The 26,986-nt window shown below is 60.6% G+C and carries 25 protein-coding genes; 11 read left to right on the forward strand and 14 right to left on the reverse strand.

The features are described from left to right. Positions 1-32: 32 nt before the first annotated feature. The 5 genes from ACA051_RS21665 to ACA051_RS21685 form a co-directional block, all read right to left on the reverse strand. Entirely contained in the window at positions 33-476 is a 444-nt protein-coding gene (locus ACA051_RS21665) for a hotdog fold thioesterase (RefSeq protein ID WP_497304611.1), read from the reverse strand. Between the two features lie 31 nt (positions 477-507). Continuing rightward, positions 508-2,175, reverse strand: coding sequence for an AMP-binding protein (locus ACA051_RS21670; protein ID WP_497371856.1), 1,668 nt, complete (start codon positions 2,173-2,175; stop codon positions 508-510). 193 nt (positions 2,176-2,368) lie between these two features. Then, entirely contained in the window at positions 2,369-2,821 is a 453-nt protein-coding gene (gene sixA, locus ACA051_RS21675) for a phosphohistidine phosphatase SixA (protein ID WP_497371858.1), read from the reverse strand. Then, positions 2,818-3,165 carry a DUF4389 domain-containing protein gene (locus ACA051_RS21680; RefSeq protein WP_497371860.1) on the reverse strand — a complete coding sequence of 116 codons (348 nt, stop codon included), beginning with the start codon at positions 3,163-3,165 and terminating at the stop codon, positions 2,818-2,820. Before ACA051_RS21680 ends, sixA begins: the two co-directional genes overlap by 4 nt. A gap of 32 nt (positions 3,166-3,197) precedes the next feature. Beyond that, entirely contained in the window at positions 3,198-4,223 is a 1,026-nt protein-coding gene (locus ACA051_RS21685) for an NAD(P)H-dependent glycerol-3-phosphate dehydrogenase (RefSeq protein WP_497371862.1), read from the reverse strand. 196 nt (positions 4,224-4,419) lie between these two features. On the opposite strand from ACA051_RS21685, the gene ACA051_RS21690 reads away from it, so the two are divergent. From ACA051_RS21690 to ACA051_RS21715, 6 genes are all read left to right on the forward strand, one after another. Continuing rightward, complete coding sequence (locus ACA051_RS21690; protein WP_497371864.1) at positions 4,420-6,543, forward strand: TonB-dependent receptor plug domain-containing protein; 2,124 nt, start codon at positions 4,420-4,422, stop codon at positions 6,541-6,543. Beyond that, positions 6,544-7,476: an ABC transporter substrate-binding protein gene (locus ACA051_RS21695; protein WP_497371866.1), complete on the forward strand. Its 933-nt coding sequence runs from the start codon at positions 6,544-6,546 to the stop codon at positions 7,474-7,476. Beyond that, positions 7,473-9,374 (forward strand): ATP-binding protein, encoded by a 1,902-nt coding sequence (locus tag ACA051_RS21700; RefSeq protein WP_497371868.1) that lies wholly within the window; start codon positions 7,473-7,475, stop codon positions 9,372-9,374. Before ACA051_RS21695 ends, ACA051_RS21700 begins: the two co-directional genes overlap by 4 nt. 248 nt (positions 9,375-9,622) lie before the next feature. Then, a complete protein-coding gene (gene fabA / locus ACA051_RS21705; protein WP_008148022.1) occupies positions 9,623-10,138 on the forward strand; it encodes a 3-hydroxyacyl-[acyl-carrier-protein] dehydratase FabA in 516 nt (171 codons plus the stop codon). An 11-nt stretch (positions 10,139-10,149) separates the two neighbouring features. Next, positions 10,150-11,370, forward strand: coding sequence for a beta-ketoacyl-ACP synthase I (fabB, locus tag ACA051_RS21710; protein WP_497304625.1), 1,221 nt, complete (start codon positions 10,150-10,152; stop codon positions 11,368-11,370). Between the two features lie 379 nt (positions 11,371-11,749). Continuing rightward, positions 11,750-11,938, forward strand: a complete 189-nt coding sequence (locus tag ACA051_RS21715) for a hypothetical protein (protein ID WP_497304627.1) — start codon at positions 11,750-11,752, stop codon at positions 11,936-11,938. A gap of 70 nt (positions 11,939-12,008) precedes the next feature. Here ACA051_RS21715 and ACA051_RS21720 read toward each other — a convergent pair whose 3' ends face one another. From ACA051_RS21720 to cysM, 5 genes are all read right to left on the reverse strand, one after another. Next, positions 12,009-12,551 carry a DUF2058 domain-containing protein gene (locus ACA051_RS21720; RefSeq protein ID WP_497371870.1) on the reverse strand — a complete coding sequence of 181 codons (543 nt, stop codon included), beginning with the start codon at positions 12,549-12,551 and terminating at the stop codon, positions 12,009-12,011. A 28-nt stretch (positions 12,552-12,579) separates the two neighbouring features. Then, positions 12,580-13,413 carry a nucleoside triphosphate pyrophosphohydrolase gene (gene mazG, locus ACA051_RS21725; protein WP_157711400.1) on the reverse strand — a complete coding sequence of 278 codons (834 nt, stop codon included), beginning with the start codon at positions 13,411-13,413 and terminating at the stop codon, positions 12,580-12,582. Positions 13,414-13,546: 133 nt separating this feature from the next. Next, positions 13,547-15,790 carry a GTP diphosphokinase gene (gene relA, locus ACA051_RS21730; RefSeq protein ID WP_497304628.1) on the reverse strand — a complete coding sequence of 748 codons (2,244 nt, stop codon included), beginning with the start codon at positions 15,788-15,790 and terminating at the stop codon, positions 13,547-13,549. Between the two features lie 122 nt (positions 15,791-15,912). Beyond that, a complete protein-coding gene (rlmD, locus tag ACA051_RS21735) occupies positions 15,913-17,265 on the reverse strand; it encodes a 23S rRNA (uracil(1939)-C(5))-methyltransferase RlmD (RefSeq protein ID WP_497371872.1) in 1,353 nt (450 codons plus the stop codon). Then, on the reverse strand, positions 17,265-18,167 hold the full coding sequence (gene cysM / locus ACA051_RS21740; RefSeq protein WP_497304631.1) for a cysteine synthase CysM: 903 nt from the start codon (positions 18,165-18,167) through the stop codon (positions 17,265-17,267). Before cysM ends, rlmD begins: the two co-directional genes overlap by 1 nt. 163 nt (positions 18,168-18,330) lie before the next feature. Here cysM and ACA051_RS21745 point away from each other — a divergent pair, with 163 nt between their 5' ends. Further along, positions 18,331-18,579: a hypothetical protein gene (locus tag ACA051_RS21745; RefSeq protein ID WP_497371874.1), complete on the forward strand. Its 249-nt coding sequence runs from the start codon at positions 18,331-18,333 to the stop codon at positions 18,577-18,579. 57 nt (positions 18,580-18,636) lie between these two features. Here ACA051_RS21745 and ACA051_RS21750 read toward each other — a convergent pair whose 3' ends face one another. Both ACA051_RS21750 and ACA051_RS21755 read right to left on the reverse strand, forming a co-directional pair. After that, positions 18,637-20,061, reverse strand: a complete 1,425-nt coding sequence (locus tag ACA051_RS21750) for a sensor histidine kinase (RefSeq protein ID WP_497371876.1) — start codon at positions 20,059-20,061, stop codon at positions 18,637-18,639. Continuing rightward, positions 20,048-20,770, reverse strand: a complete 723-nt coding sequence (locus tag ACA051_RS21755; protein ID WP_497304635.1) for a response regulator transcription factor — start codon at positions 20,768-20,770, stop codon at positions 20,048-20,050. Before ACA051_RS21755 ends, ACA051_RS21750 begins: the two co-directional genes overlap by 14 nt. A 214-nt stretch (positions 20,771-20,984) precedes the next feature. On the opposite strand from ACA051_RS21755, the gene ACA051_RS21760 reads away from it, so the two are divergent. Both ACA051_RS21760 and ACA051_RS21765 read left to right on the forward strand, forming a co-directional pair. Then, complete coding sequence (locus tag ACA051_RS21760) at positions 20,985-23,738, forward strand: response regulator (protein WP_497371878.1); 2,754 nt, start codon at positions 20,985-20,987, stop codon at positions 23,736-23,738. Between the two features lie 212 nt (positions 23,739-23,950). After that, positions 23,951-24,934, forward strand: coding sequence for a 2-hydroxyacid dehydrogenase (locus ACA051_RS21765; protein ID WP_497371880.1), 984 nt, complete (start codon positions 23,951-23,953; stop codon positions 24,932-24,934). A gap of 11 nt (positions 24,935-24,945) precedes the next feature. Here ACA051_RS21765 and ACA051_RS21770 read toward each other — a convergent pair whose 3' ends face one another. Then, positions 24,946-25,350, reverse strand: coding sequence for a hypothetical protein (locus tag ACA051_RS21770; protein WP_497371882.1), 405 nt, complete (start codon positions 25,348-25,350; stop codon positions 24,946-24,948). A gap of 134 nt (positions 25,351-25,484) precedes the next feature. On the opposite strand from ACA051_RS21770, the gene ACA051_RS21775 reads away from it, so the two are divergent. Both ACA051_RS21775 and ACA051_RS21780 read left to right on the forward strand, forming a co-directional pair. After that, positions 25,485-25,919: a hypothetical protein gene (locus tag ACA051_RS21775; RefSeq protein WP_497304643.1), complete on the forward strand. Its 435-nt coding sequence runs from the start codon at positions 25,485-25,487 to the stop codon at positions 25,917-25,919. After that, positions 25,919-26,323: an META domain-containing protein gene (locus ACA051_RS21780; RefSeq protein WP_010457111.1), complete on the forward strand. Its 405-nt coding sequence runs from the start codon at positions 25,919-25,921 to the stop codon at positions 26,321-26,323. The genes ACA051_RS21775 and ACA051_RS21780 overlap by 1 nt, the downstream gene beginning before the upstream one ends. 176 nt (positions 26,324-26,499) lie before the next feature. Here the strand turns inward: ACA051_RS21780 and ACA051_RS21785 are convergent, their stop codons facing one another. Continuing rightward, positions 26,500-26,967, reverse strand: coding sequence for a TlpA disulfide reductase family protein (locus ACA051_RS21785; RefSeq protein WP_497304645.1), 468 nt, complete (start codon positions 26,965-26,967; stop codon positions 26,500-26,502). Positions 26,968-26,986 lie beyond the last annotated feature (19 nt).

The raw sequence follows: 26,986 nt of genomic DNA on the forward strand, positions 1-26,986 counted from the left end.
CCGGGGCTCGACAGCTGCTACAGGGGTGCGTTTCAGCGGGTCGGTGGATTCTCGCCCAACGGCACGACCGCCATGGTCAACCGCGACACACAACTGGCCTTACCCTCATCACTGCTCAAGCGGATATCCCAGACATGTGTCGTGCGACCGATGTGAATCGGCTTGGCCACCGCCGTCACCCGCCCACTGCGCAGTCCGCGCAAGTGGTTGGCGTTGATTTCCAGGCCAACGCAATAGAACTTGCTGGCATCGATGCACAGGTAACTGGCCATGGAACCGACTGTCTCGGCCAGCACCACCGACGCGCCGCCGTGCAGCAAGCCGTAAGGCTGGTGGGTGCGGTGGTCAATGACCATGCTCGCGGTCAGGGACTCGTCATCAAAGGCTTCGAAGCGAATATCCAGCACTTCGCCGATGGTATTTTTCTGGATTGCGTTCAACTGCTCGACGTTGGGAGTGGTACGCCACAGACTCATCTTGCTTTCCTTTGTTGGTTTTATTCGTGGCTCAATCCTGCCACAGCACCGTCTCGCTGCGCTCGCTCCATTCTTCGAAGCGAGCGCCGTAAGCCGCTTCGATCACGTTGCGCTTGATCTTCAGGGTCGGCGTCAGGAAGCCGTTTTCCACGGCCCAACTGTCTTTGACCACCACCAACCGGTGCAAGCGTTCGTGTTTGTCGAGCACGCCATTGACCTCCTCCAGCAACTTTTCCAGGCTTAAATGCAACCCCGCCCTCGCCGCTCCCCCAGCATCCTGTTGGCCCACCGCCGACAGTACGCACAAACCCAGAGGCGCACTCAAGCCATCGCCGACCACGCACACCTGTTCGATGCGCGAATGCACCGCCAGCCGATTTTCGATCGGCGCTGGGGCGACGTATTTGCCTTTGCTGGTCTTGAAGATTTCCTTCAGTCGCCCGGTCAGGCGCAGGTTGCCTTCGGCATCTTCCTCGCCCTTGTCGCCGGTGCGCAGGAAGCCGTCCTCGGTGATGGTTTCTGCGGTTTTCTCGGGCTCCTTGAAATAGCCGAGCATGGTTGCACCGCTGCGCACCATGACTTCGCCGTTATCGGCGATCCGCACTTCAACCTCCGGGCAAGGCTTGCCGATCCAGCCGGGTTTGTTATCGCCGGGCCGGCCGATGTGGGAGTAACCGCAGCTTTCGGTCATGCCGTAGACCTCCAGCACATCCAGCCCCAGCTTGCGGTACCACAGCAACAGGGTCTGCGGCACGGGCGCCGCACCGGACAACGCCACGCGCAACGCATCCAGCCCCAGCCCGGCGAGCACTTTGTGCCCTACCCGCTTGCCAATAAAGGGCAGGCCCAGCAGAAAATCGAGACGTTTTGCCGGGATTTTGCTGTACACGCCCATCTGGAATTTGGTCCAGATCCGCGGCACGCCAAACAATGCGGTCGGCCGCGCACGCTGCAGATCCGTGAGGAAGGTGTCGAGGCTTTCGGCAAAGAATACGGTTTGCCCGGTGTAAATCGACGCCAGCTCGACGAACATTCGCTCGGCGACATGGCATAGCGGCAGGTAGGACAACAATCGGTCCGACTCGTTGAGGCCAAACAGCTGAGTGCCGCGCGTGGTGGCAAAGCCCAGATTGCCGAAGCTGTGCATCACGCCTTTGGGCACCCCGGTGGTGCCGGAGGTGTAAATGATGGTCGCCAGCTGGTCTGCGGCGGGTTTGGGATCGTCCTGGATCGGCGAGGTGCGTTGCAAGTCGGCCCAACTGAAATCGAAGGTGCCGGGCGGATGGAGTGGCAGGCTGATGGTCGGCAGATTGGCGCTGACCCCGCGTGACATGCCCGGCCAGTCATCGAGCTTGCCGATGAACGCCAGCGCCGCCTCGGAGTGTTCGAGCACTTGCGCAACGGACTCAGCGGTGAGATTCGGGTACAACGGCACCGACACATGGCCGGCCATCCAGATCGCCAGGTCGGCGATGATCCAGTGGGCGCAGTTTTTCGAGATCAGGGCGATGTGACTGCCTTGGGGCAATTCGCGGGCCCGCAGCCAGTGCGCGGCGCAGCGAGCCTGGTGGCCGACGTCGGCCCAGCTCAGGGTCTCGACTTGTCCGCCGCCGGTAGGCTGGACCAGAAACCGCTGGCGGGGATGACGGGCTTCACGCTCGTAAAAGACGTCCAGCGGCAAACGAAAAGCAGCAGACATGCGACTCGCTCCTTTATTTTTGGTCTGGAGCAAGCGTAGTCAACCAAGCGGTTGCTTGGTTGACTATTTCATACAAAATCCCGCAACGCCGCCACCCCCTGTAGGAGCGAGGCTTGCCCGCGAAGGGGCCTTTAAAGACGCCAACAGCTTCCCGGGCAAGCCTCGCTCCTAAAAGAGCCAGAAGCCAACGCAGTTACGGGTGTTTGATGCCTTTGAGTTTCATTGCGCCGGCCAGCGGCAAGTCACCTTCGAGTTCTGCAAGGCCGGCCGTTTTCACCGATTCCGGATCTTGCACATGCCCGTTCTGAAGGTAACCCAACAGGTTACCCACCAACGGGTTATGGCTGACCAGCAACGCGTGATCGACAGACACCAATTGCTCGGCCACCGCTTGCGGGCGATTGTCGGGGGTCAGCCATTCAACGGTGCGGATCTCCGGCGCGAACCCCAGCGCCTCACGTACCAGCATCGCGGTCTCCTGCGCTCGCAGAAAAGGACTGGCATAGATCGCGGTAATCGGCTTGCCGATCAACTCGGCAGCGGTGCGCAGCACTTCTTCACGACCGTGGGCGGTCAATGCCCGCTCGGAATCAGGACGACTGCCGTATGGCTCGGCTTCACCATGACGCAATACCCAGAGTTTCATAGTTTCGGCTCCTCATCTCGGACCGGATGTGGCGCGGGCGGCACAGCGTGCGGCGCTTCGCCTTCCGGGGTACGCGGCGTCGGCCAGTCGGCGAACGGCCAGGGTTTCTGGTCGCTGTGGAAGGTGCCGAAACGACCAATCTGCGACAGGAACTGGCTCAGGCTGTCGCCGAAGTTCATCAGGCTGGCGCTCGGGGCGCCATAAATCAAACGATAGATCAGTTGCACCAGCACCACCGCGCCCAGGATGAACTGCGCCACTTGCCAGACCAGCAAGAAGACGATCATCCATAACACCCGCAGCAGAATGGACTCGTAGGTGGCCTCTGTTTTCGGATCGTTCATGTGCAACTCCCTGCTTTATCTCGAAAGCGTGATCAGTTGAAACCGCTGGTGGAAATGAAGTCGACATCAGTTTTGGGTTCGCCGCGCATCAACAGTTCAATCACTTGATTGAGCGTGCGCCCTTCGAACAGGATCGCGTGCAACCCGGCGACCAGCGGCATATAGACGCCCACTTCCTGGGCCTTGGACTTGAGCACTTTGAGCGTGTTCACGCCTTCGGCGACCTCGCCCAGACGGGTCACCGCGTCTTCCAGGCTCAACCCCTGGCCAAGGGCGAACCCGACCTGATAGTTGCGGCTTTTCGGCGATGAGCACGTGACGATCAAGTCGCCAACGCCCGCCAACCCCAGGAACGTCATCGGGTTCGCGCCCTGATTCACCGCGAAGCGGGTCATTTCCGCCAACGCCCGGGTGATCAGCATGCTCTTGGTGTTTTCACCCATGCCCAGCGCCACCGCCATGCCGGCGATGATCGCGTACACATTTTTCAGCGCCCCGCCCAGCTCCACGCCGAAACGGTCGGCGCTGGCGTACACCCGGAAGGTGCGGCCATGCAGCGCTTCCTGAACCCGTTGGCAGAGTTCTTCGTCTTCGCTGGCCACCACCGTGGCGGTCAGCGCGTGTTCGGCGATTTCGCGGGCCAGGTTCGGCCCGGACAGCACACCGATGCGCGCTTGCGGGGCGATTTCTTCGAGGATCTCGCTCATCAGCTTGAACGTGTGGGCTTCAATGCCTTTGGTCAGGCTGACCAGCAATTTGCCACTCAACCGTTCGGCGTGCGGGACCAATACCGAGCGCAGCGCGCTGGACGGCAGCGCGACAAAGCACAAGTCGCAAGCGTCCAGGGTCGCTTGCAAATCGGTCACCGGTTCCACCGCCGGAAGAATCTTGATGCCTTTGAGGTAACGCGGGTTCTCGCGATTGACCCGGATGGACTCGGCCTGTTCGGGGTCACGCATCCACTGCCGGACCTGATGCCCGTTCTCGGCCAACAGATTAGCCACGGCGGTACCAAAACTTCCGCCTCCCAGGACCGCAATTGGGCGCTGTTCAGTCATATGCAATCCGTTAATCCATACCAGTGGCGATGTCGGCATTATACGGAGCGTCCCAGTGGCGGCCAGCCCCCGTATCAATTACCGGCACTTGTAGGAAGAAGACCAATAAATCCTAGGAAAATGCCGGCATCGTGAATGGAAAAGTCGATCAGCTCGGTTAACATGCGCGCCATCTCATCACTATCAAGGACGTTTCGTGTCGTTTGGCTCTCCTTCACCCCGCTCGCCGCTGGTTCTGGCCCTGCTTTTCAGCTCGCCATTGCTGGCCGACGACTTGTTTCTCGACAACGAACCGCTGCCGCAAGTGCTCACGGCCACCCGCCTGAAGCAGTCGCCGGCCGCCGTCCCGGGAAGCATGACGGTGATCGACAGCGAACTGATCAACGCCAGTGGCGCGCGGGATATCAGCGAATTGCTGCGCCTGGTGCCAGGCATGATGGTCGGCAATATCAGCGGCAACCAGGCGGCGGTGAACTACCACGGCACCAACGCTACGGAAGCGCGGCGCATGCAGGTGCTGATCGACGGCCGTTCGGTGTACCGCGCCGGCCTGGCCACGGTGGACTGGAGTGATATTCCGGTGGCCATGGAAGACATCGAGCGCATCGAGGTTTTCCGCGGCCCCAACACGGTCAGCTATGGCGCCAACGCGCTGATGGCGGTGGTCAACATCATCACGCGCAACCCGGCCGACAGCCACGGCACGCGGATGAAAGTCACCCGTGGTCAGCGCGGCATCAATGACTTTTATGCCAGCCAGGGCCTGGGTTGGGACGGCGGCGACCTGCGCCTGTCGCTGTCCGGCCAAGAAGATGACGGCTTCGATACCCACCGCAACGGTGCCGATTATCGCGACAGTCGCCGTTTGAACCGCTTCAACCTTGCCGTCAGCCAGACGCTGAGTGAAAACCAAAGCATCGACTGGCAGTTGAACGCCAAGGACGGAAGCAACCAGCGGCCTTATACCTACCGCCCGGTGTTCTCCGGGATTACCGCTGCCGGGAACAATTCCGACGTCGTTGCCAAGGACTACGCCGGTTCGTTGCGCTGGAACCTGGACATCAATCCTGATCACAGCCTTTATATCCAGGGGTCGGCGCAGCATTGGGACCGCCAGCAGACCTGGCGTGCCTGTGATGCCGAAGTTTCGTTCAGCCCTGAACTGACCGAACTCTGGCAGCTCAACCCGAACTACACCGAACGCCTGGCGCGCAACATCGAGCGTTTTACCGGCCCTGGTGCACCCGCCGGCACGGTGGCGGAACGTGCACTGGGTAATCAAGTGCTGGCGCAATGGCGCACCGGCGCCCGGCAAACCCTCTGTGGCGATATCGACCAGAGCGCCCGGGAAACGCGCTACGACCTTGAACTGCAAGACACCCTCAGCCTGTCCGACAGTCTGCGCCTGGTCAGCGGCATGAACTATCGTTACGACCGGGCAGATTCCGAGACCTACTTCAATGGCACGCTCGACGACACCACCTGGCGGGCATTCGGCCAACTCGAGTGGCGCGCCACCGAGCACTGGTTGCTGCAGGGCGGCGCGATGTTCGAAGACACGCAATTGACCGGCAGCTCGCTGACCCCGCGGGTGGCGGTCAATTACCTGATCAACCCGCGTCATGGCCTGCGCGCCGTGTATTCGGAAGCCATCCGCTCACCGGACATGTTCGAGAACAACGTCAACTGGAGTTACCAGGTGACCAACCTGCGGCCCAGTGCCTACGGCCAGACCAGCGCCCGGTATTTCGTCAAGACCCGCGGCCCCGGCGACCTCGAACAAGAACGCATGCGTTCGCGCGAGCTGGGCTACAACGGCTACTTCGCGGAGCTTGGGCTGACGGTCGATGTAAAGCTGTTCTACGACGAAATCAGCGGCATGATCAGCGAACCCCTGCGCAACAATCAGTACATCGCCAGCAATTCCAACAGCTCGCGTTTCAAGGGCGCGGAAACCCAGCTGGACTGGCGCCTGAGCAGCGCCGACCGCCTGCGCCTGACTTACGCCTACGTCGATGCCGAGGCGAGCAATCCACAGGATGAGCGACTGACGGCGCGCAACAGCGGTTCCGCCGGTTGGCTGCGCAACTGGGGCCACGGCTGGAACAGCGCCCTCTTCTATTACGGGGACGACGCCCTCAACGGTTACCGCTTCGAGCGCGTCGACACGCGCATCGCCAAACGCATCGGCCTGGGCAAGGCCAATCTGGAACTGGCCGGCGTGCTCCAGCAGCGACTCGACAATCAACCCACCACCTTCGTCGACAACAACTACGACGAGCGCCGGGTGCTCTACTTCAGCGCGGAGCTGACGTTTTAAATGCTGCATCGCCTGTCGCGGAAGTCGCCAACCCTTGGCCGCCTGCTGGCAGGGTTGTGCCTGGTGTTTGCCAGCTTGCTCGGCAGCCTGCCGATTCAGGCCGCCGACATTCTGCTGACCGGCGCCGAAGACAGTCCCGGCGTGCAATCCTTCGCGCAGGCACTGAGCGAACTGCGCCCCACGGATAACGTGCGCTTCCAGCCACTGGCGAGCCTTCCGGCGCCCGACAAACTGCCGGCCGCCACTCGCTTGATTCTGCTCGATCTGCCGAGCCTCGACTGGCGCCTGCAAGAGGCCAAAGGCCCGGCGACGCTGGTGCTGCGCATCAGCCGCCTGCAAGCCCGGCAACGCTTTGGCACGAACCTGCCGCCGCAGCTCAGCCTGCTATGGAGTGATCCGCCACTGGATCGGCAACTGCGCCTGACCCGACTTGTCCTGCCCCAGGCACGCCGGGTTGGCGTGCTGTACGACAGTCACAGCGAATTCCTCCTGGAAGAACTGCATCGGGCCGCCCAACCCCTAGGGTTTGAACTGGTCACGGAGCGCTGGGACAACACCAATGACAGCCGTCCCTTGCAGACGTTGCTGAAAAACAGCGACGTGCTGCTGGGCCTGGACGATCCCGATTTGTACAACCCGAAAACCGCGAAAAACCTTTTACTGAGCAGCTACGCGCGGCAACTGGCGCTGGTCGGTCCCAACGCAGCCTTCGTCAAGGCCGGCAGCCTGGCCAGCACCTACAGCGATCAGAGTGATTGGCTGGTGGTGCTCGACGAATTGCTCGACCGACCTACGACGAATTGGCCACGGATGCTCTATCCGCAACACTTTAAAGTCTTGAGTAACCCGCAAGTGGCTCGTTCATTAGGGATTGAACAGATGAATGATGCATCTGTCGCAACACAGTTGGCCGAAGGAGAAAGCCGCCCATGACCTTCCGTCGCGGTTGGGACATCAACACCCGCACACAGATCATCAGCCTCGGCCCCGCCCTGTTGCTGACGTTGCTGCTGATCAGTTTCTTCACCTTCGTGCGGATCCAGGACCTGCGCCAGGAGCTCAACCACACCGGCCAGCTGATCGCCAACCAACTGGCCCCCGCCACGGAATACGGGGTGATCTCGGGCAACAACGAGGTCCTCGAAAGTTTGCTGAAGGCCACGCTGGCCACGCCCAACGTGCGTTTTCTCGAAGTCCAGGACAGCGCCAACCGGATTCTGGTGTACGTCGAGCAACCGTCGGAAACCCATGCCCGCTCGCACCAGGTCGAAGTATTCCAGGCGCCAGTGCGGCTGCAACGGATCGCGCTGAACAATGATTTCTTCCAGGGCAGCAAAGCCGCCAACTCGGCCCCGCCCGAGGACTATCTGGGCCGGGTGATCGTCGGCTTGTCCAACGACGCCTTCAGCCAGCGCCAGCAGGAAATCCTGTTCAAGGCAGGGATTCTCGCTTTGTTCGCGCTGCTGTTTACCTTTCTGGTGGCCCGGCGCCTTGCCGGCAGCCTGTCGCAGCCGATCCGCGACATCGGCCACGCCGTGAAGGCGATCCAGGACGGCGACTACAAAACGCCGCTGCCGATCGTCGATGACACTGAGTTGGGCGCGTTGTCGCAGCACATCAACAACCTCGCGCAGGGTCTCGAGCAGGCCAGCCGTGAGCAGCATCAGGCCATGGCGCAATTGATCCAGACCCGCGAAGAAGCTGAGAAGGCCAACAATGCCAAGTCCGACTTCCTGGCGATGATGAGCCACGAACTGCGCACACCGATGAATGGCGTGTTGGGCATGCTGCAACTGCTGGAAACCACCGACATGACCGAGGAGCAGATCGAGTATGCGGCGCTGGCTTCGGAGTCGACCGAACACCTGCTCAAAGTCATCAACGACATTCTCGACTTCTCGCGCATCGAGCGTTCGGAACTGGAGCTTGAACACATTCCGTTCAACCTCGCGGACCTGATCAGCAGCTGCGCCCAGTCGTTCCAGCACAGCGCGGCGCAACGTGGGCTCGATCTGGCCTTGGCGATTCCCGAGGACATGCGCGCCTTGCAGGTTCAGGGCGACCCGACGCGGATCCGGCAGATTCTGGTCAACCTGATCGGCAATGCACTGAAGTTCACCGAGCAAGGCCGCGTCAGTATCGAACCGCAATGGCAGTCCCTGGATCACGAACTGCTGTGGTTCACTTGCACCGTGCGCGACAGCGGGATTGGCATTTCGGCCGAAAGCCTGGAATTGATGTTCAATGCGTTCCAGCAGGCCGACAGTTCTATTTCAAGGCGTTACGGCGGCACCGGGCTGGGATTGCCGATTGCCCGCACCCTGGCCGAACGCATGGGCGGCACCTTGCGCGCCCAGAGCGAAGAAGGCCTGGGCTCGGTGTTCACCTTGGAAATTCCTCTGGCCCTTCATAAGCAGTCACTGCCGCAATTGAAGCCACGCACAAAGGCCGGCGACGGCCATGGCGAAGGGCGCAATGTGCTGCTGGTGGAGGACAACCCGGTCAACCAGACGGTCATCGAAGCAATGTTGCGCAGTCTGGGCTTTACTGTCAGCGTCGCGACCGATGGCGCGCAGGCGATACGAAGTGCCGAGAGCCTGATGTTCGAAGCGATTCTGATGGATTGCCGACTGCCGATCATCGACGGATATGAAGCAACCCGCCACATTCGTCTGCTGCCCGGCTGCGTAGACTTACCGATCATCGCCCTGACCGCCAATGCGTTGCAGGGCGACCGTGAAGCCTGTTTATCGGCTGGAATGAACGATTACCTGGCCAAGCCCTTCAAACGCGCTGATCTGCAGCAAATTCTGCAGCGCTGGGTGCAGTAGTGCAGGCCTTTCGACCATCTGCGACTGGCGTGAAAGGCGAAAGTGCGGCAGTCTTAGGCACCCGAACAGGCCCGAAAAGGGGCTTGAATAATAATTTCAGTGCACAAGTGTACATTCATGTCCTTGGTGCTGTGACTTTCACCACAACGCAATAGTCTATGAGTAGGCTGCTGACTCGAGGCATGAACGCCTCGGTCGGCCGGGAAGATTTGCCCCACCCTGCCGCATGGGACTATTGAGGAGCTCGCATGACCCAACAAAACGCCTTTACTCGGGAAGACCTGCTGCGCTGCAGTCGCGGTGAGCTGTTCGGCCCAGGTAACGCACAACTGCCCGCCCCGAACATGCTGATGGTGGATCGCATCACCCATATCAGTGCCGAGGGTGGCAAGTACGGCAAAGGTGAATTGGTCGCCGAGCTGGATATCACTCCGGACCTGTGGTTTTTCGCCTGCCACTTCGAAGGTGATCCGGTGATGCCAGGCTGCCTGGGCCTCGACGCCATGTGGCAACTGGTCGGTTTCTTCCTCGGCTGGCAAGGTCTGCCGGGCCGTGGCCGTGCGCTGGGTTCGGGCGAAGTGAAATTCTTTGGTCAGGTCCTGCCGACCGCCAAGAAAGTCACCTATAACATTCAGATCAAGCGCGTGTTGAAAGGCAAGCTGAACCTGGCCATCGCCGATGGTTCGGTCAGTGTCGACGGCCGCGAGATCTACACCGCCGAAGGCCTTCGGGTCGGCGTTTTCACCTCCACTGACAACTTCTAAGGGTTATCCGCATGCGCCGCGTCGTTATCACTGGTCTGGGCATCGTATCGTGCCTGGGCAATGACAAAGAGACCGTCTCCGCTAACCTGCGTGCAAGCCGCCCTGGCATCCGGTTCAACCCGGAATATGCCGAAATGGGTCTGCGTAGCCAGGTTTCCGGCTCCATTGACCTTCCCCTCGAAGAGCTGATCGATCGCAAGATCTATCGCTTCGTCGGCCACGCGGCGGCTTACGCCTACCTGGCCATGAAAGACGCCATCGCAGACTCCGGCCTGAGCGATGAGCAAGTCTCCAACCCGCGTACCGGCCTGATCGCCGGTTCCGGTGGCGCCTCCACGCTGAATCAGATGGAAGCGCTGGACATCCTGCGCGAGAAAGGCGTGAAGCGCGTTGGCCCATACCGCGTCACGCGGACCATGAGCAGCACCGTTTCCGCTTGCCTGGCCACGCCGTTCAAGATCAAGGGCCTGAATTACTCCATCGCTTCTGCCTGCGCCACCAGTGCTCACTGCATCGGCAACGCCATGGAGCAGATCCAGATGGGCAAGCAGGACGTCGTGTTCGCCGGCGGCGGTGAAGAAGAGCATTGGAGCCAGTCGTTCCTGTTCGACGCCATGGGCGCACTGTCCAGCCAGTACAACGAAACCCCGGAAAAAGCTTCCCGTGCCTACGACGCCAAGCGTGACGGTTTCGTCATCGCCGGCGGTGGCGGCATGGTCGTGGTCGAAGAGCTGGAACACGCTCTGGCACGCGGCGCGAAGATCTACGCGGAAATCGTTGGCTACGGCGCGACCTCCGACGGCTACGACATGGTCGCCCCAAGCGGCGAAGGCGCCATCCGCTGCATGCAGATGGCCATGTCCACCGTTGATACTCCAATCGACTACCTGAACACCCACGGCACTTCGACTCCGGTCGGCGACGTCGCGGAAATGAAAGGTGTGCGTGAAGTGTTCGGCGACAAGGCCCCGGCCATCAGCTCCACCAAGAGCCTGTCGGGTCACTCCCTGGGCGCCGCCGGCGTTCACGAAGCGATCTACTGCATGCTGATGATGGAAGGCAACTTCATGGCGGGTTCCGCCAACATCGAAGAATTGGACCCGGAAGTGGCAGACATGCCGATCCTGACCAAAACGCGCGAAGACGCCACCATCAACACCGTGATGAGCAACAGCTTCGGCTTCGGTGGCACCAACGCCACCCTGGTACTGAAGCGCTGGACCGGTAAGTAATACCCCGCCGTCTCGCAGCAAACAAAAACGCCCCGACTGGTTCGGGGCGTTTTTTTTGTGCCTGAAAAATGTGCACTGCAATGCTTTTTGTAGGAGCCAGGCTTGCCGGCGAAGGCGCATTCAAGGACGCCTTCGCCGGCAAGCCTGGCTCCTACAGGTAGCGTGTTCTACCCGCGATATATTCACGGCGAACATGAAGCTTTTGTCATGAAACTCAATGCCCTGTGACCGAATGCCGCGTGTTTGGCGGGCTGCAGGACTTTTGCCGATTTCGCAAAAATTCGTTACTGAACCCAGTCGTTTACTTAGCAGGCTAACCAAACATATAACAGAGTCCTGCACACGCCTTGCTGCAGATAACAGAGATTGGAGCTAGCAGATGACTGTAAAAGTAACTGAACGCGACGATTCACATAAATCCCATGAAGGCATAGCCGCCGGTATCCGTATCTGGGATGTACATCAACAAGACATGCTGGTGGGGATGTTTCATTCCGAAACCGACGCCCACAGCTACAAGGCCGAACTGGAAAAACTGGAGCAGCAACGAGCGCTCCGATCCGCATAAGCAATGACAGCATTGAAAACGACAAACCCCGCCATGAGCGGGGTTTGTCGTTGTAGAAGCCTTTAAAGGCTTACCACATCAGATCATGAGGGATCTGATAGGCCGCGTATGGATCATCTTCGGCAGCGACTTCTTCAGTCTTGACGTTCAGCTGCACGATCCGCTGCGGGTCGCGCTCCTGGATCTTCAGGGCCGCCTCACGCGGGATCACTTCGTACCCGCCGGCATGGTGCACGATCGCCAGGAAGCCATTGCTCAGCTGGTTGCGCATCAGGGTGTTGACGGAGATGCGCTTGACCTTCTTGTCGTCAACGAAGTTGTAGTAGTCCTCGGTGGTCAACTTCGGCAGGCGCGAGACTTCGATCAATTGTTTGACCTGGGCCGCACGGGCCTTTGCCTCGGCTTTCTCCTGTTGCTGGCGGTTCAGTTCCTGATCGCGCTTGACCTTCTCGGCCATGGCTTCCTGAGCCGCTCGCTGCTGTGAGTCATCGAGTTCAATCTGGCCTTTATGGGCCAGGCGTTGCTGCTTCTGCTTCTCTTTGCCGACCTGTTTGGCCTGCTTTTGGTTGACCAGCCCTGCTTTGAGCAACTGGTCGCGAAGGGAAATGCTCATGGTGCTTATTTCTCACTTAGGCCACTGCTCAACCGCAGCTGGGCAAATTCTTTTCCTGACGTTTGGCTTCGCCCCACAAGGCGTCCAACTCTTCGAGGGTGCAATCTTCCATGGGACGGTGGGTGTCGCGCAATGCCTGTTCGATAAAACGGAAGCGTCTTTCGAACTTGCTGTTGGCGCCACGCAGTGCAGTTTCCGGATCGACCTTCAAATGACGCGCCAGATTGACCACGGAAAACAGCAGGTCACCGACTTCATCGGCAATCGCTGCCGAGTCATTGTCGGCCATGGCTTCGAGCACCTCATCAAGTTCCTCGCGGACCTTGTCCAGCACCGGCAAGGCGTCCGGCCAGTCGAAACCGACCTGCCCCGCGCGCTTTTGCAACTTCGCTGAGCGGGACAATGCTGGCAGCGCGGCGGGTACATCGTCGAGCAAGGACAGCTGTTCGGGCGCGGATGATTTCTCGGCGCGTTCTTCAGCCTTGATCTCTTCCCAGCGCTGCTTGACCTGTTCTTCACTCAGACGCGGAACATCCAGCGGCGCGTACAGATCGCCGGTCGGGAACACATGAGGATGACGACGGATCAGCTTGCGGGTGATGCTATCGATCACGCCGGCGAATTCGAAGCGCCCTTCTTCCCGGGCCAGTTGGCTGTAATAAACCACCTGGAACAGCAAATCGCCCAACTCACCCTGCAAATGATCGAAGTCACCACGCTCGATCGCGTCAGCGACTTCGTAGGCTTCCTCAAGGGTGTGCGGGACGATGGTGGCGTAGGTTTGCTTGATATCCCACGGACAGCCGAACTGCGGGTCACGCAGACGGCTCATCAGGTGCAGCAAGTCTTCAAGTGAATACATCAATCAATCTCTACATCTGCAATGCGGTATGTCGGGCGCAACCGTAACCCTGTAGGAGCGAGGCTTGCCCGCGAAGGCGGTGTGTCAGGTATGGTGCCTTCGCGGGCAAGCCTCGCTCCTACAGGGATCATCATCACGGCGTGCGGTTACGCCGGGTTTCGATGATGTTCGGCAGTTGGGAAATCCGTCCCAGCAACCGCCCCAGTGCATCCAGCCCCGGAATCTCGATGGTCAGGGACATCAGCGCAGTGTTGTCCTCTTTGTTCGAGCGGGTGTTGACCGCCAGCACGTTGATCCGTTCATTGAGCAGCACTTGCGAGACGTCGCGCAGCAACCCGGAACGGTCGTAGGCGCGGATGATGATGTCCACCGGGTAGGTGAGCACCGGCACCGGGCCCCAGCTGACCTGGATGATCCGCTCTGGCTCGCGTCCGCCCAGTTGCAGCACCGAGGCGCAATCCTGACGGTGAATGCTCACGCCACGGCCCTGGGTGATGTATCCGACGATGGCATCCCCCGGCAACGGCTGGCAGCAGCCGGCCATTTGCGTCATCAGGTTGCCGACGCCCTGGATCTGGATGTCCCCGCGCTTGCCCGGTTTGTAGCCGGTGGCTTTGCGCGGGATCAGTTCCAGCTGCTCGTTGCCGCGTTCCGGCTCGACCAGTTGTTGCGCCAGGTTCACCAGTTGCGCCAGGCGCAAATCGCCGGCGCCCAACGCGGCGTACATGTCCTCGGCGGTCTTCATGTTGGCCTTGTCGGCCAGCTTGTCGAAGTCCACCGCTGGCAAGCCAAGACGACTGAGTTCACGTTCGAGCAAGGTTTTACCTGCCGCGACGTTCTGATCGCGAGCCTGCAATTTGAACCAATGGACGATCTTCGCCCGTGCCCGCGAGGTGGTGATGTAACCCAGGTTCGGGTTCAGCCAGTCGCGGCTCGGCGTGCCGTGCTTGCTGGTGATGATCTCGACCTGCTCACCGGTTTGCAGGCTGTAGTTGAGCGGTACGATGCGCCCGTTGATCTTCGCGCCACGGCAGTTGTGACCGATTTCGGTGTGCACGCGGTAGGCGAAGTCCAGCGGCGTCGCGCCCTTCGGCAAGTCGATGGCGTGACCGTCCGGGGTGAAGATGTAGACCCGGTCCGGCTCGATATCGACCCGCAGTTGTTCGGCCAGACCACCGATATCGCCCAGCTCTTCATGCCACTCGAGCACCTGACGCAGCCAGGAGATTTTCTCTTCGTAGTGATTGGAGCCAGACTTGACGTCGGTGCCCTTGTACTTCCAGTGCGCGCACACGCCCAGTTCGGCTTCTTCGTGCATGGCGTGGGTGCGGATCTGCACTTCCAGCACCTTGCCCTCGGGGCCGATCACCGCAGTGTGCAGCGAGCGGTAGCCGTTCTCTTTCGGGTTGGCGATGTAGTCGTCGAATTCCTTCGGGATGTGCCGCCACAACGTGTGGACGATACCCAGCGCGGTGTAGCAGTCGCGCATTTCCGGCACCAGCACACGCACGGCGCGCACGTCGTAGATCTGGCTGAACTCCAGCCCCTTGCGCTGCATTTTGCGCCAGATCGAATAGATGTGTTTGGCCCGGCCGCTGATGTCGGCATCGACACCGGTGGCCTGCAGTTCGTCTTTGAGCTGGGTCATCACGTCGGCGATGAAGCGCTCGCGATCCAGACGCCGCTCATGGAGCAACTTGGCGATCTGCTTGTACTGATCGGGCTCGAGGTAACGGAAGGACAAATCCTCCAGTTCCCATTTGATATGACCGATACCGAGACGGTGAGCCAGCGGCGCGTAAATGTCGAAGACTTCACGGGCAACGCGATTACGCTTTTCGTCGTCCGCGGTTTTCACCGCACGGATCGCGCAGGTGCGTTCGGCCAATTTGATCAGCGCGACGCGAACGTCGTCGACCATGGCCACGAGCATCTTGCGCAGGTTCTCGACCTGGCCCTGGGTTCCCAGCACCAGCGATTGACGGGGGCTCAGGCTGGCGCTGATCGCCGCCATGCGCAACACGCCGTCGATCAGTTTGGCGACCACCGGACCGAAGCGCTGGCTGACCGCCGGCAGTTCGATCTGGCCTTCGCGCACGCCGCGGTACAGGACCGCCGCGACCAACGAATCCTGATCCAGTTTAAGGTCGGCGAGAATCTCGGCGATCTCAAGGCCGGTGCGGAAACTCGAGGTCCCTTCGGACCATAGATTCTTCGCCGCATTGGCTTGCTGTTCAGACGTGCGAGCGAACTCGCACGCGTCCTTCAAGGCTTCGCGATCCAGTGCCAGATCGACACTGACCGCATGATCGAGCCAAGCCTCGAGATTGATACTGCCGTCGGTGTTGATCGGCTGGTGTGCTCTCACCTGTACCATCTTGCTTACCTTCCCTACGACGCAGATTCAATGCGTCAAATCGCTGACCTTCATTGCCCGATTGCCCTCACGGGGCTACTGCAAGAGCTGCACGGGCGGCCAGTCGGACCAGACGAGCCGTCCTAGCTCGCTTCAAATAACGCCATGGCCTCGACATGTGCCGTCTGAGGAAACATATCGAGAATCCCGGCACGTTTTAACCGGTAGCCCTGCTTGATCAATTCGACCGTATCGCGCGCCAGCGTTGCCGGGTTGCACGACACGTACACCAACCGCTTGGCGCCCAGGGACGCCAGCTTGCGCACGAGCTCGAAAGCACCGTCACGCGGTGGGTCCAAGAGTACCGCACAAAAGCCTTCGCGCGCCCATTCGGCATCGGTCAAAGGCTGGGATAAATCGGCCTGAAAAAAATGGGCGTTATGCAGATTATTGCTAGCCGCGTTTTCAGCGGCCCGCTCGACCATCGCTTGTACGCCTTCGATTGCGACCACTTCACGAACGGCTTTGGCCAGCGGTAATGCAAAGTTGCCTAACCCACAGAATAGATCGAGAACCCGCTCTTCCGACGTCGGCTTCAACCAGTCCAGCGCTTGGGCAATCATCGCTTCGTTGACCCCGGCATTGACCTGGATGAAATCACCCGGCCGATACGCCAGGTTCAGATCCCACTGCTCAAGGCGATACCCCAGCGACTGATCAGCCTCGACCGGTTGCGGTTCACCTTCTCCGTGCAGCCACAACTGGGCCTCATGGAACGCGCAGAAATCCTTGAGGATCGTCATGTCGGCGTCGGACAACGGCGCCATGTGTCGCAGCAAAACCGCCAATGACGATCCGGCGAACAATTCCACATGCCCCAGCGCCTGAGGTTTGCTCAAGCGTCGAAGCATTTCCGGCAAGCGGGTCATGATCGGCTGCAAGGGCTGGACCAGCACCGGGCATTCGTTGATCGCCACGATGTCCTGACTGCCCGCCGCACGGAAACCCACTTCGAGTTTTTTCGCCTTCATGTCCCAACGCACCGCCACTCGGGCACGACGGCGGTAACCGAATTCCGGACCGCTCAACGGCGCTGCCCATTCTTGGGGTTCGACACCGGCGACCTTGGACAGTTGCTCGGCGAGCATGCGCTGTTTGAGGGCGAGTTGTTCGGTGTGCGGCAGATGTTGCACGCTGCAACCGCCGCAACGACCGGCATGCGGACACGGTGCCGGACGACGCAATTCGCTGGCCTGGAACACCCGCTCGGTGCGCGCCTCGACCACTTTGCCGTGGGCGCCCAACACGCGCGCCTCGATTTCTTCACCGGCCAATGCGCCGATGACGAACCAGGTGCGACCTTCGAAAAACGCGATTCCGCGACCGTCATTGGCCAGGCGCTCGATGCTCAAGCGCTGCTTTTTGCCGGTGGGAATTTGCGGGGCCTTGCTGCCACCGGTGGGTTGGAAGCGCAGGCCTCTCTCTTGCTTGGCCATCAGTTGGGCGCGTCGAAAATGCCGGTCGACAAGTAACGGTCGCCACGGTCGCAGATGATCGCGACGATCACCGCGTTTTCAACTTCTTTGGACAGGCGCAGCATCGCTGCCACCGCACCGCCTGAGGACACGCCGCAGAAGATGCCTTCTTCGCGAGCCAGACGACGGGTTACGTCTTCGGCTTCGCTTTGCGCCATGTCGACGATCCGGTCCACGCGCTCGGCTTGATAAATCTTCGGCAGGTATTCCTGCGGCCAGCGACGGATGCCCGGAATTGCCGAGCCTTCCATCGGTTGCAGGCCGACGATCTGCACGTTGTCGTTCTGCTCTTTCAAGTAGCGCGACACGCCCATGATGGTGCCGGTGGTGCCCATCGAACTGACGAAATGAGTGATGGTGCCCTCGGTCTGGCGCCAGATTTCCGGGCCTGTGGTGGTGTAGTGCGCTTCAGGATTGTCGCCGTTGGCGAACTGATCCAGCACCTTGCCACGGCCTTCGGCTTCCATTCGCTGAGCGAGGTCGCGCGCGCCTTCCATGCCTTCTTCCTGGGTCACCAGAATCAGCTCGGCGCCATAAGCCGTCATCGCGGCCTTACGTTCGGCGCTGGAGTTGTCCGGCATGATCAGGATCATCTTGTAACCCTTGATCGCGGCAGCCATGGCCAGCGCGATACCGGTGTTACCCGAAGTCGCTTCGATCAGCGTATCGCCGGCGTGGATCTGCCCGCGCAATTCAGCGCGGGTAATCATCGACAGCGCCGGCCGGTCCTTGACCGAACCCGCCGGGTTATTCCCTTCGAGCTTGAGCAAAAGGGTATTGCTGGTAACGCCAGGCAGGCGCTGCAAACGGACCAGCGGGGTGTTGCCGACGCAATCGGCGATGGTTGGGTACTGCAAGGTCATGGCGTATTCGCAATCCAGACTGCGGGGGCGCCTATCATACCGGCAAACCGACCGAGGCCATATCACGCAAAGTGCGGTGCTTATGGCTTATGGGAATAAGCGGCTGTTTCAACGCTAAGCTATCTGCGCGATATAGATCTGGGCAGCAGCACGAAAACTTTGATTGAACATCGCTCGCGCCGAGTGGCGGGTTTGTGTCAGCAGTGCTGACACTTTTGCCGACTGGACACCGCTGCGTCTGAACAGTGCAGCGTTAAACAAGGTTTTTGCACTGGGAGAAAATGATCAGGTTGCTCGATCAGGAATTGTCGCACTGGGGGTACGACTTTCACTTCAGCGCGACAGCTCTTATAGATCCGACAGTTGTTGGGTCCAGGAAAACAGTCTCACCAGCGGTGAGACTTTTCCGTGATAGTGACCCGACGGACCTCATCGCGAGCAAGCTCGCTCCCACAAGGATTGGGTTTGATCACACTGTTTGTGGCCGACACCCATCCACTGTGGGAGCGAGCCTGCTCGCGATGGGGTCTTCACTGACACCGCCATCATCAGCCACCAACCGAATATTCAGCCGCAACCCACACCCAGTGTTCTCAGCCCAAATACTCCCCCCCTGACGCTTCACCGCATTCCTCGCAATGCTCAATCCCAACCCGAATCCGCCATCCCCCGGCCGCGAGCCGTCGAGTCGAATGAACGGGCAGAAGATCCGCTCCAGATCCGCCTCAGCCACGCCGCCGCCCTCATCCTCCAGCCACAAATGCCAGAAATCGCCCTCACGTTGCCCGCAGAAACGAACAATGCCGCCACTCGGAGAATGACGAATGGCATTGCGCAGAATGTTTTCCAGCGCTTGGGACAAGGTGTTGAGATTGCCCCGAACCCAACACGACGAATTCACCAGACACTGCAACTGACTCGCTGGCCAGCCGCTTTCATAGCAGGCATTTTCCGTGAGCATTTCCCACAGCGCCTGGACCTGGATCGCTTCGTCGGGCAACGGTGCGCGCTCGGTGTCGAGCCAGGCCAGTTGCAGCGTGTCTTCCACCAGGCGCTGCATGCCGTCGACTTCCCGCCCGATGCGCTCGCGCAATTGCGCCAGCCCCTGCTCGCTTTCGCTGGCGACCCGCAGACGGCTCAGCGGCGTGCGCAGTTCGTGGGACAAGTCGCGCAGCAATTGCTGTTGCAAGGCGACGGTGCTTTGCAAGCGCTCGGACATGTGATCGAACGCCCTGCCCAGTTCGCCGAGTTCATCCGAACGATTGGTGGTGGTGCTCGACACGCGCACGTTCAACTGGTCGACACGCCAGGCATTGGCCTGTTCGCGCAATTGGTTCAACGGCACCACCAGCAATCGATAAAGACCGACACACAATAAAAGGGTGAACAGGCCGGGGATCACGCCGTTGGTGATCACGCGCCAGAACACCCGGTACTGGCCGGGCATGAAGCGCTGCGGCAGCTCAATGACCAGATTGCCAGCGCTCGGATCGCCGGGAAACGGCACGCGCAGCCACGGCATGCGTTTCTTGTGAATGGGCCAATCCAGGCCACGGAGAAAGGTCAGACGCTCGATTTCCGTGTCTGTAAGCGGCTGGTTGCTTAACGACTGTAAATCACCGCCAATGACACCTGCCCAGCCCGTTTCGCGCTGTCGCATGGTTTGCAGCCAGCGATCGACGCCCGCACGCTGCCCTTGACGCCACGCCTGTTCGGCCTCGGCGGCATACCCCGTCAGCGTGCCTCGGGCCTGATCCGACAAAAACTGGTTTCGCTGCTCCATGTAGCGACCCCAGGACCAGCTCAGCCAGATCATCAGCAGACAGAACGCCACCAACAGACACGCCAGTTTCCAGAACAGCGAGTGCCGGCCCGGCAGGTCAGACCATTTCATCGCTGGCACTCAACACGTAACCCTTGCCCCAGACAGTACGCACTTCCCGCTCGGTGTAGCCGATGCCTTTGAGTTTGCGGCGGATCTGACTGATGTGCATGTCGAGGCTGCGGTCATGGGCGGCAAATCCGCGTTGCAGCACGTGCTGATAAAGGAAAGCCTTGCTCAGCACTTCATCGCCATTGCGATTCAGCGTGTCCAGCAATCGATACTCGCTGCGGGTCAGGCCGGCGGCGTGTTCGCCATAGAAAACCTCACTGAGCTCGTCGTTGAAACGCAGGCTGTCGACCGAGGACGCTGCCACCGCCGGCTCCGGCCGACGGTCGAGTGCCACCCGGCGCAGGATCGCTTCGATGCGCACGCGCAACTCGGCCATGCTGAAGGGTTTGGGCAGGTAATCATCGGCCCCCAGGCGAAAACCGCTGATGCGATCCGCCTCGGCGCCCAGGGCTGACATCAGCACCACCGGGGTCGAATGGCTCTGGCGCAGTTGCGTCAGCACGTTCAACCCGTTCAGCCCTGGCAGCAAAATGTCCATCAGCACCAACTCGAAGGGCTGCTGGCGGGCAATGTCCAGGCCTTCTTGCCCGTTCTGGCACCAGGTCACCTGAAAACCACAACGGCCCAAATGTTCGTGCACATAAGCGCCGAGCACGAGGTCGTCTTCAATGGACAGAATGCGGGGATGGTCAACACAGATGGGAGTCATGATTATCTGCAAATAATTCTCAGTTGGCGATTATTCAAGATTGCCTGACGATGGGCAACCCAAGGTTTGCCCTTGGCGCAAAAGCGGCGATCCGGCCGACGAATGACGACATCAATTTTACGAAGATTGCCTGCCTGCAAATCGCTACACTGGCCCGGTGGCGCGTGCCGGATGCACGCGCAGGTCAATCAATAGCTGGATGCAGGAGAGATGCGTGCTCAAGAAACTGGGAATTAAAGGCCGCGTGCTGTTGCTGACCCTGTTGCCGACCAGCCTGATGGCGCTGGTCCTGGGCGGCTATTTCACCTGGACGCAGCAATCCGACCTGCAAACCCAACTGATGCAGCGCGGTGAGATGATCGCCGAACAGCTCGCGCCCTTGGTGGCCCCGGCCATGGGTCACAAAGACAACGAGTTGCTGGAGCGTATCGCCACCCAGTCGCTGGAAACACCGGACGTGCGCGCCGTGACCTTCCTCGCCGCCGACCGCACGCCCGTGGCCCATGCCGGCCCGACCATGCTCAACCCGGCGCCGATGGGCAGTGGCTCGCAGATGCTGCGCCGCAGTGGCAACGATGCGACGCGTTATCTGCTGCCGGTATTCGGCAAGCACCGCAACCTCGCCGGCGACTTGATACCTGATGAATCCGACCGACTGCTGGGCTGGGTCGAACTCGAACTGTCCCATAGCGGTATGCTGCTGCGCGGTTACCGCAGTCTGTTCGCCAGCCTGCTGCTGATCGGCGCGGGCCTGGCGGGTGCGGCGCTGCTCGCCTTGCGCATGGGCCGGACCATCAATCGGCCGATCAGCCAGATCAAACTGGCGGTGGCGCAACTCAAGGATGGTCACCTGGAAACCCGCCTGCCGCCCCTCGGCAGTCAGGAACTGGATGAGCTCGCGTCCGGCATCAACCGCATGGCCGGCACGCTGCAAAATGCTCAGGAAGAATTGCAGAACAGCGTCGACCAGGCCACCGAAGACGTGCGCCAGAACCTGGAAACCATCGAGATCCAGAACATCGAACTGGACCTGGCGCGCAAGGAAGCCCTGGAAGCGAGCCGGATCAAATCGGAATTCCTGGCCAACATGAGCCATGAAATCCGCACCCCGCTCAATGGCATTCTCGGCTTCACGCATCTGCTGCAAAAAAGCGAACTGACACCGCGTCAGCTCGACTATCTGGGCACCATCGAAAAGTCCGCCGACAGTCTGCTGGGGATCATCAACGAGATCCTCGACTTCTCGAAAATCGAGGCCGGCAAACTGGTGCTCGACAATATTCCGTTCAACCTGCGCGACCTGCTGCAGGACACCCTGACCATCCTCGCCCCGGCCGCCCATGCCAAACAGCTTGAGTTGGTGAGTCTGGTTTATCGCGACACACCGTTGTCGCTGGTAGGCGATCCGCTGCGGCTCAAGCAGATCCTCACCAACCTGGTGAGCAACGCGATCAAGTTCACCCGCGAAGGCACCATCGTCGCCCGGGCCATGCTCGAAGAAGAACACGAAGACAGCGTGCAACTGCGCATCAGCATTCAGGACACCGGTATCGGACTGTCGAACCAGGACGTGCGCGCCCTGTTCCAGGCGTTCAGCCAGGCTGATAACTCGCTGTCCCGCCAGCCAGGTGGCACTGGCCTGGGTCTGGTGATTTCCAAGCGCCTGATCGAACAGATGGGCGGCGAGATCGGCGTCGACAGCACGCCGGGCGAAGGTTCTGAATTCTGGATCAGCCTCAGCCTGCCCAAGACCCGCGACGACGCCGAAGACCTGCCCGGCCCGCCGCTGCTCGGACGCCGCGTGGCGGTCCTGGAAAACCATGAACTGGCCCGTCAGGCCTTGCAGCATCAGCTGGAAGATTGCGGCCTGGCTGTCACGCCGTTCAATACCCTGGAGAGCCTGGCCAATGGCGTGACCGGCGCGCATCAGACCGATCAGGCGATCGATCTGGCGGTGCTCGGCATCACCAGCAACGACATGCCACCGGAGCGCCTCAACCAGCACATCTGGGACCTTGAGCATCTGGGCTGCAAAGTGTTGGTGCTGTGCCCGACCACTGAACAGACGCTGTTCCACCTTTCGGTGCCCAACCCGCATAGCCAGCTTCAGGCCAAGCCGGCCTGCACCCGCAAGTTGCGGCGGGCATTGTCCGATCTGGTCAACCCGCGCCAGCAGCGCAGCGAACCCGGCGAACCGGTATCGAGCCGCGCGCCGAAGGTGCTGTGCGTCGACGACAACCCGGCCAACTTGCTGCTGGTGCAAACCCTGCTCGAAGACATGGGCGCCAAGGTGCTCGCGGTGGAAAGTGGTTATGCGGCAGTCAAAGCAGTGCAAAACGAGACGTTTGACCTTGTGTTGATGGACGTGCAAATGCCCGGCATGGACGGGCGTCAAAGCACCGAGGCGATTCGTCAGTGGGAAAGCGAGCGGCATTGCACGCCGCTGCCGATTGTCGCCCTCACCGCCCACGCCATGGCCAACGAAAAACGCGCGCTGCTGCAAAGCGGCATGGATGACTACCTGACCAAACCGATCAGCGAGCGGCAACTGGCGCAGGTGGTGTTGAAGTGGACCGGCCTGGCGTTGCGCAATCACGGGCCGGAGCGTTCCAGCGACAGCCATGGCAGCAGCCACGAATTGCTGGTGCTCGATCACGAAGAAGGCCTGCGCCTGGCCGCCGGCAAGGCTGATCTGGCGGCGGACATGCTGGCGATGCTGCTGGCATCTCTTGAAGCCGACCGCGAGGCCATTCGCCTGGCCCGGGAAACCAATGACAACAACGCCTTGATCGAACGCGTCCACCGTCTGCACGGCGCGACTCGTTACTGCGGAGTCCCGCAATTGCGCGCCGCCTGCCAGCGCAGCGAAACCCTGCTCAAGCAACAGGACCCGAAAGCCCCCGGTGCACTGGAAGAACTCGACCGGGCAATCAATCGCCTGACCGCCCACGCCCGGATAAACGCTTGATGCAGCGCAATGGCGCCGACCAGCATCGGCGCTAAGCTCACCGGGTTCCGTCCGTCTCGGCACCATTCCAACTGTGGGACGAGCCTGCTCGCGTTAGCGGACTTACAGACAACGCAGATGTTGAATGTAAAACCGTCATCGCGAGCAGGCTCGCTCCCACAATGGAACGGTGCACCGCCACACATGACTCGAAAAATCTCCAGGAGGACCGTATGCGCACGATTCTTTTCAGCAGCCAGACCTACGACCGCGACAGTTTTCTCGGCACCGAGCTGCCCGCCGGTCTCGAGTTGCACTTTCAATCGGCACGGCTGAGCGTCGATACGGTGGCGCTGGCGGAGCATCACGAGGTGGTCTGCGCGTTCATCAATGATGACTTGAGCGCTCCGGTGCTGGAACGTCTGGCAGCGGGCGGCACACGCTTGATCGCCCTGCGCTCGGCCGGTTACAACCATGTCGATCTGGCGGCGGCGAAGCTGTTGGGGCTATCGATTGTGCGGGTTCCGGCCTATTCGCCGCACGCGGTGGCCGAGCACGCGGTGGCGCTGATCCTCGCGCTCAACCGCCGCCTGCACCGCGCCTATAACCGCACCCGCGAAGGGGATTTCAGCCTGCACGGCCTGACCGGTTTCGACTTGGTGGGCAAGACGGTCGGCGTGGTCGGCACCGGGCAGATTGGCGCGACCTTCGCGAAAATCATGAACGGTTTCGGTTGCCGGTTGCTGGCCTACGACCCCTACCCCAACCCGTTCGTCGAAGCCCTCGGCGCCCGCTACCTGAGCTTGCCGGAGCTGCTGGCAGAATCGCAGATCATCAGCCTGCACTGCCCGCTCAATGAGCAGAGCAAACATTTGATCAACCGCGAATCACTGGCGCACCTGCAGCCCGGCGCGATGTTGATCAACACCGGGCGTGGCGGTCTGGTGGACACACCAGCGCTGATCGACGCGCTGAAGGACGGCCAATTGGGGTATCTGGGGCTGGATGTCTATGAAGAGGAAGCGCAGCTGTTCTTTGAGGACCGTTCCGACCTGCCGCTGCAGGACGATGTGCTGGCGCGGCTGCTGACCTTTCCGAACGTGATCATCACCGCGCACCAGGCCTTCCTGACCCGCGAAGCCCTGGACGCGATTGCCACGACGACCCTGCAGAACATCGCGGCCTGGGCCGCTGGCGCGCCGCAGAATCGGGTCTAGGGCTGACTCGATCAGGCTTTGGACAAAACGATCATCAGGCCCAGCCAGCCGAACCCCAGCAAGCGTTGCCCAAGCGAATGCCCGCGACGCAGCAAGAACCAGACAAAAAACGGCGGCAGAAAGAAAATCATCAGTTTCAGCCACAGTTCCACCGGACGCACGCCCGTGGTGGACGCAGGTATCGGCGCCGCCACCTCGGCTTCAACTGCGGTTTTTCGCTTACGTCCGAACGCGGCCGGGGTCACCCTGGCGACTTTCTCATCGGCCGGCAATCGACCGAAAGAAACGCGTCCCTGCACAGGCGCTGCCGTCGAAGTGGCCGTTTGCACCGTTCCGGCCGGTGCACCGCAATGGATGCAAGCAGGCGCCGTGGAGCTGATGCTTTGCTTGCACTCATAACATTCGATTAACGCCATGTCCGTTCCTTAGAAATGCAAAAGCGGCAGTGTGCCATGAGTCGGCCGGTGATTTGAACCAGATCGAAGGTCATCTGCCCGCGCCATGCTGCGAGCAGGCCCGTGATAGCATACCGCGCATATTTGGAGGACCCATGGTCGAACACGATTTCCGCTACAGCCTGATGAACCCGCAACACACCCTCACCGAATGCCGCGCCCTTGTGCCGGGGCGCTATCAAGTCACCGGCAACGGCGGCTCGATTCGTAATAATGACGTGCTGGTCGTGACCCTCAAAGGTGCCAAGGACTTGTCCATGCGCCTGACCGTGGAAACGGTTCGCCACTTGATCAACCCGCCCGGCCAATGGGTCGCGGTGGCCAGTGGTCCGGTGTTCGGCGAATTGGCGATCCACACCTGGAAAGTCAACTGCGACAGCTGTGCCAAAGAGCTGAGCTTTGAGTTTGCGGCCGACGCCAAACTGGGCAACAAGGCTGAAAAGCCTGCCGCCACCGCGCGGATTGCCGAGCTGGGCTGGACCACCGTTGGCGAGAAGCACCTGTGCCCGAAATGCCAGGAGCCCGCGTGATGAAACGCCTCGCCCTGACCGCCCTGGTCGGTGCCAGCCTGCTGGGCTGCGCCGCCGAGCCGGTGAAATTGCAACAAAACCGCAGCTACATTCTGGAATGGATCGGCGAACGTCCGCTGATGGATTACAGCCACCTGACCATCACCCTCGGTGAAGACGGTCGGGCCTACGGCAATGGCGGCTGCAACCACTGGTTTGCGCCGTACACGCTGGAAGGCGACAAGCTGAGCTTCGGCAAGATCGGCAGCACCCGAAAAATGTGCGCACCAGCCGTGATGGAGCAGGAAAAGCGCTTCATGCAAGCCCTGGAAAATGTGCAGCGCTGGGATGTTTCGCCGATCGAGCAGATGCGATTCTGGCCGGCTGAAGGCAAGCCGTTGCGTTGGTGGCTTGAAGAGGGTTGATAACCCTGGCCTGTAGCCAAGTGAATACCTGTGGCGAGGGAGCTTGCTCCCGCTCGACTGCGCAGCAGTCGCAAAACCGGTACATGCGGTTCAACTGATGAACCGAGGTGACGGGTTTTAGGGCTGCTTCGCAGCCCAGCGGGAGCAAGCTCCCTCGCCACAAGATCCATGCGCAATCACTTGAGCGCCTGCAACGCCTCCAGCTTGGCCATCACCCCCTCTGCGGTCTGCTCGCCCATCAACTGCTCGCGCACCTTGCCCTTGTTATCGATGATGTACGTCACCGGCAACGCTTCACTGCGCGGCAAGTCAAAAAGCTCCGCAGGGTCCGACGCCAGCACGGTGAACTTGATCCCCAGCTTTTCACTGGCGCTTTTCAGCTCTTCCCCCTGCACATTGTCGAAATTGACCCCGAATACACCGATCTTCTTGTCCTTCAGTTGATCGGCCAGAGCGTTCAACTCCGGGATCTCGGTACGGCACGGGCCACACCATTCGGCCCAGTAGTTGAGCACCACCCATTGTTTGTCCAGACGTTCGGCGGCGACTTTCTGGCCGTTCTGGTCGATGCCATAGTCGTTGCCACAGCCCCCCAGCATCAACGCACCGATGATCGCCAATGCTGCTGCCAGTCGTCTTGTCATGTCGTAATCCTTGTTCAAA

Source organism: Pseudomonas sp. LBUM1669 (genome assembly GCF_059695705.1).

Excerpts from the sequence above, each read along its gene's own strand:
- ACA051_RS21665 (WP_497304611.1), bottom strand. The coding sequence starts at position 476 with ATGAGTCTGTGGCGTACCACTCCCAACGTCGAGCAGTTGAACGCAATC.
- ACA051_RS21670 (WP_497371856.1), bottom strand. The coding sequence starts at position 2,175 with ATGTCTGCTGCTTTTCGTTTGCCGCTGGACGTCTTTTACGAGCGTGAA.
- sixA (WP_497371858.1), bottom strand. The coding sequence starts at position 2,821 with ATGAAACTCTGGGTATTGCGTCATGGTGAAGCCGAGCCATACGGCAGT.
- ACA051_RS21680 (WP_497371860.1), bottom strand. The coding sequence starts at position 3,165 with ATGAACGATCCGAAAACAGAGGCCACCTACGAGTCCATTCTGCTGCGG.
- ACA051_RS21685 (WP_497371862.1), bottom strand. The coding sequence starts at position 4,223 with ATGACTGAACAGCGCCCAATTGCGGTCCTGGGAGGCGGAAGTTTTGGT.
- ACA051_RS21695 (WP_497371866.1), top strand. The coding sequence starts at position 6,544 with ATGCTGCATCGCCTGTCGCGGAAGTCGCCAACCCTTGGCCGCCTGCTG.
- ACA051_RS21700 (WP_497371868.1), top strand. The coding sequence starts at position 7,473 with ATGACCTTCCGTCGCGGTTGGGACATCAACACCCGCACACAGATCATC.
- fabA (WP_008148022.1), top strand. The coding sequence starts at position 9,623 with ATGACCCAACAAAACGCCTTTACTCGGGAAGACCTGCTGCGCTGCAGT.
- fabB (WP_497304625.1), top strand. The coding sequence starts at position 10,150 with ATGCGCCGCGTCGTTATCACTGGTCTGGGCATCGTATCGTGCCTGGGC.
- ACA051_RS21715 (WP_497304627.1), top strand. The coding sequence starts at position 11,750 with ATGACTGTAAAAGTAACTGAACGCGACGATTCACATAAATCCCATGAA.
- ACA051_RS21720 (WP_497371870.1), bottom strand. The coding sequence starts at position 12,551 with ATGAGCATTTCCCTTCGCGACCAGTTGCTCAAAGCAGGGCTGGTCAAC.
- mazG (WP_157711400.1), bottom strand. The coding sequence starts at position 13,413 with ATGTATTCACTTGAAGACTTGCTGCACCTGATGAGCCGTCTGCGTGAC.
- relA (WP_497304628.1), bottom strand. The coding sequence starts at position 15,790 with ATGGTACAGGTGAGAGCACACCAGCCGATCAACACCGACGGCAGTATC.
- rlmD (WP_497371872.1), bottom strand. The coding sequence starts at position 17,265 with ATGGCCAAGCAAGAGAGAGGCCTGCGCTTCCAACCCACCGGTGGCAGC.
- cysM (WP_497304631.1), bottom strand. The coding sequence starts at position 18,167 with ATGACCTTGCAGTACCCAACCATCGCCGATTGCGTCGGCAACACCCCG.
- ACA051_RS21750 (WP_497371876.1), bottom strand. The coding sequence starts at position 20,061 with ATGAAATGGTCTGACCTGCCGGGCCGGCACTCGCTGTTCTGGAAACTG.
- ACA051_RS21755 (WP_497304635.1), bottom strand. The coding sequence starts at position 20,770 with ATGACTCCCATCTGTGTTGACCATCCCCGCATTCTGTCCATTGAAGAC.
- ACA051_RS21765 (WP_497371880.1), top strand. The coding sequence starts at position 23,951 with ATGCGCACGATTCTTTTCAGCAGCCAGACCTACGACCGCGACAGTTTT.
- ACA051_RS21770 (WP_497371882.1), bottom strand. The coding sequence starts at position 25,350 with ATGGCGTTAATCGAATGTTATGAGTGCAAGCAAAGCATCAGCTCCACG.
- ACA051_RS21775 (WP_497304643.1), top strand. The coding sequence starts at position 25,485 with ATGGTCGAACACGATTTCCGCTACAGCCTGATGAACCCGCAACACACC.
- ACA051_RS21780 (WP_010457111.1), top strand. The coding sequence starts at position 25,919 with ATGAAACGCCTCGCCCTGACCGCCCTGGTCGGTGCCAGCCTGCTGGGC.
- ACA051_RS21785 (WP_497304645.1), bottom strand. The coding sequence starts at position 26,967 with ATGACAAGACGACTGGCAGCAGCATTGGCGATCATCGGTGCGTTGATG.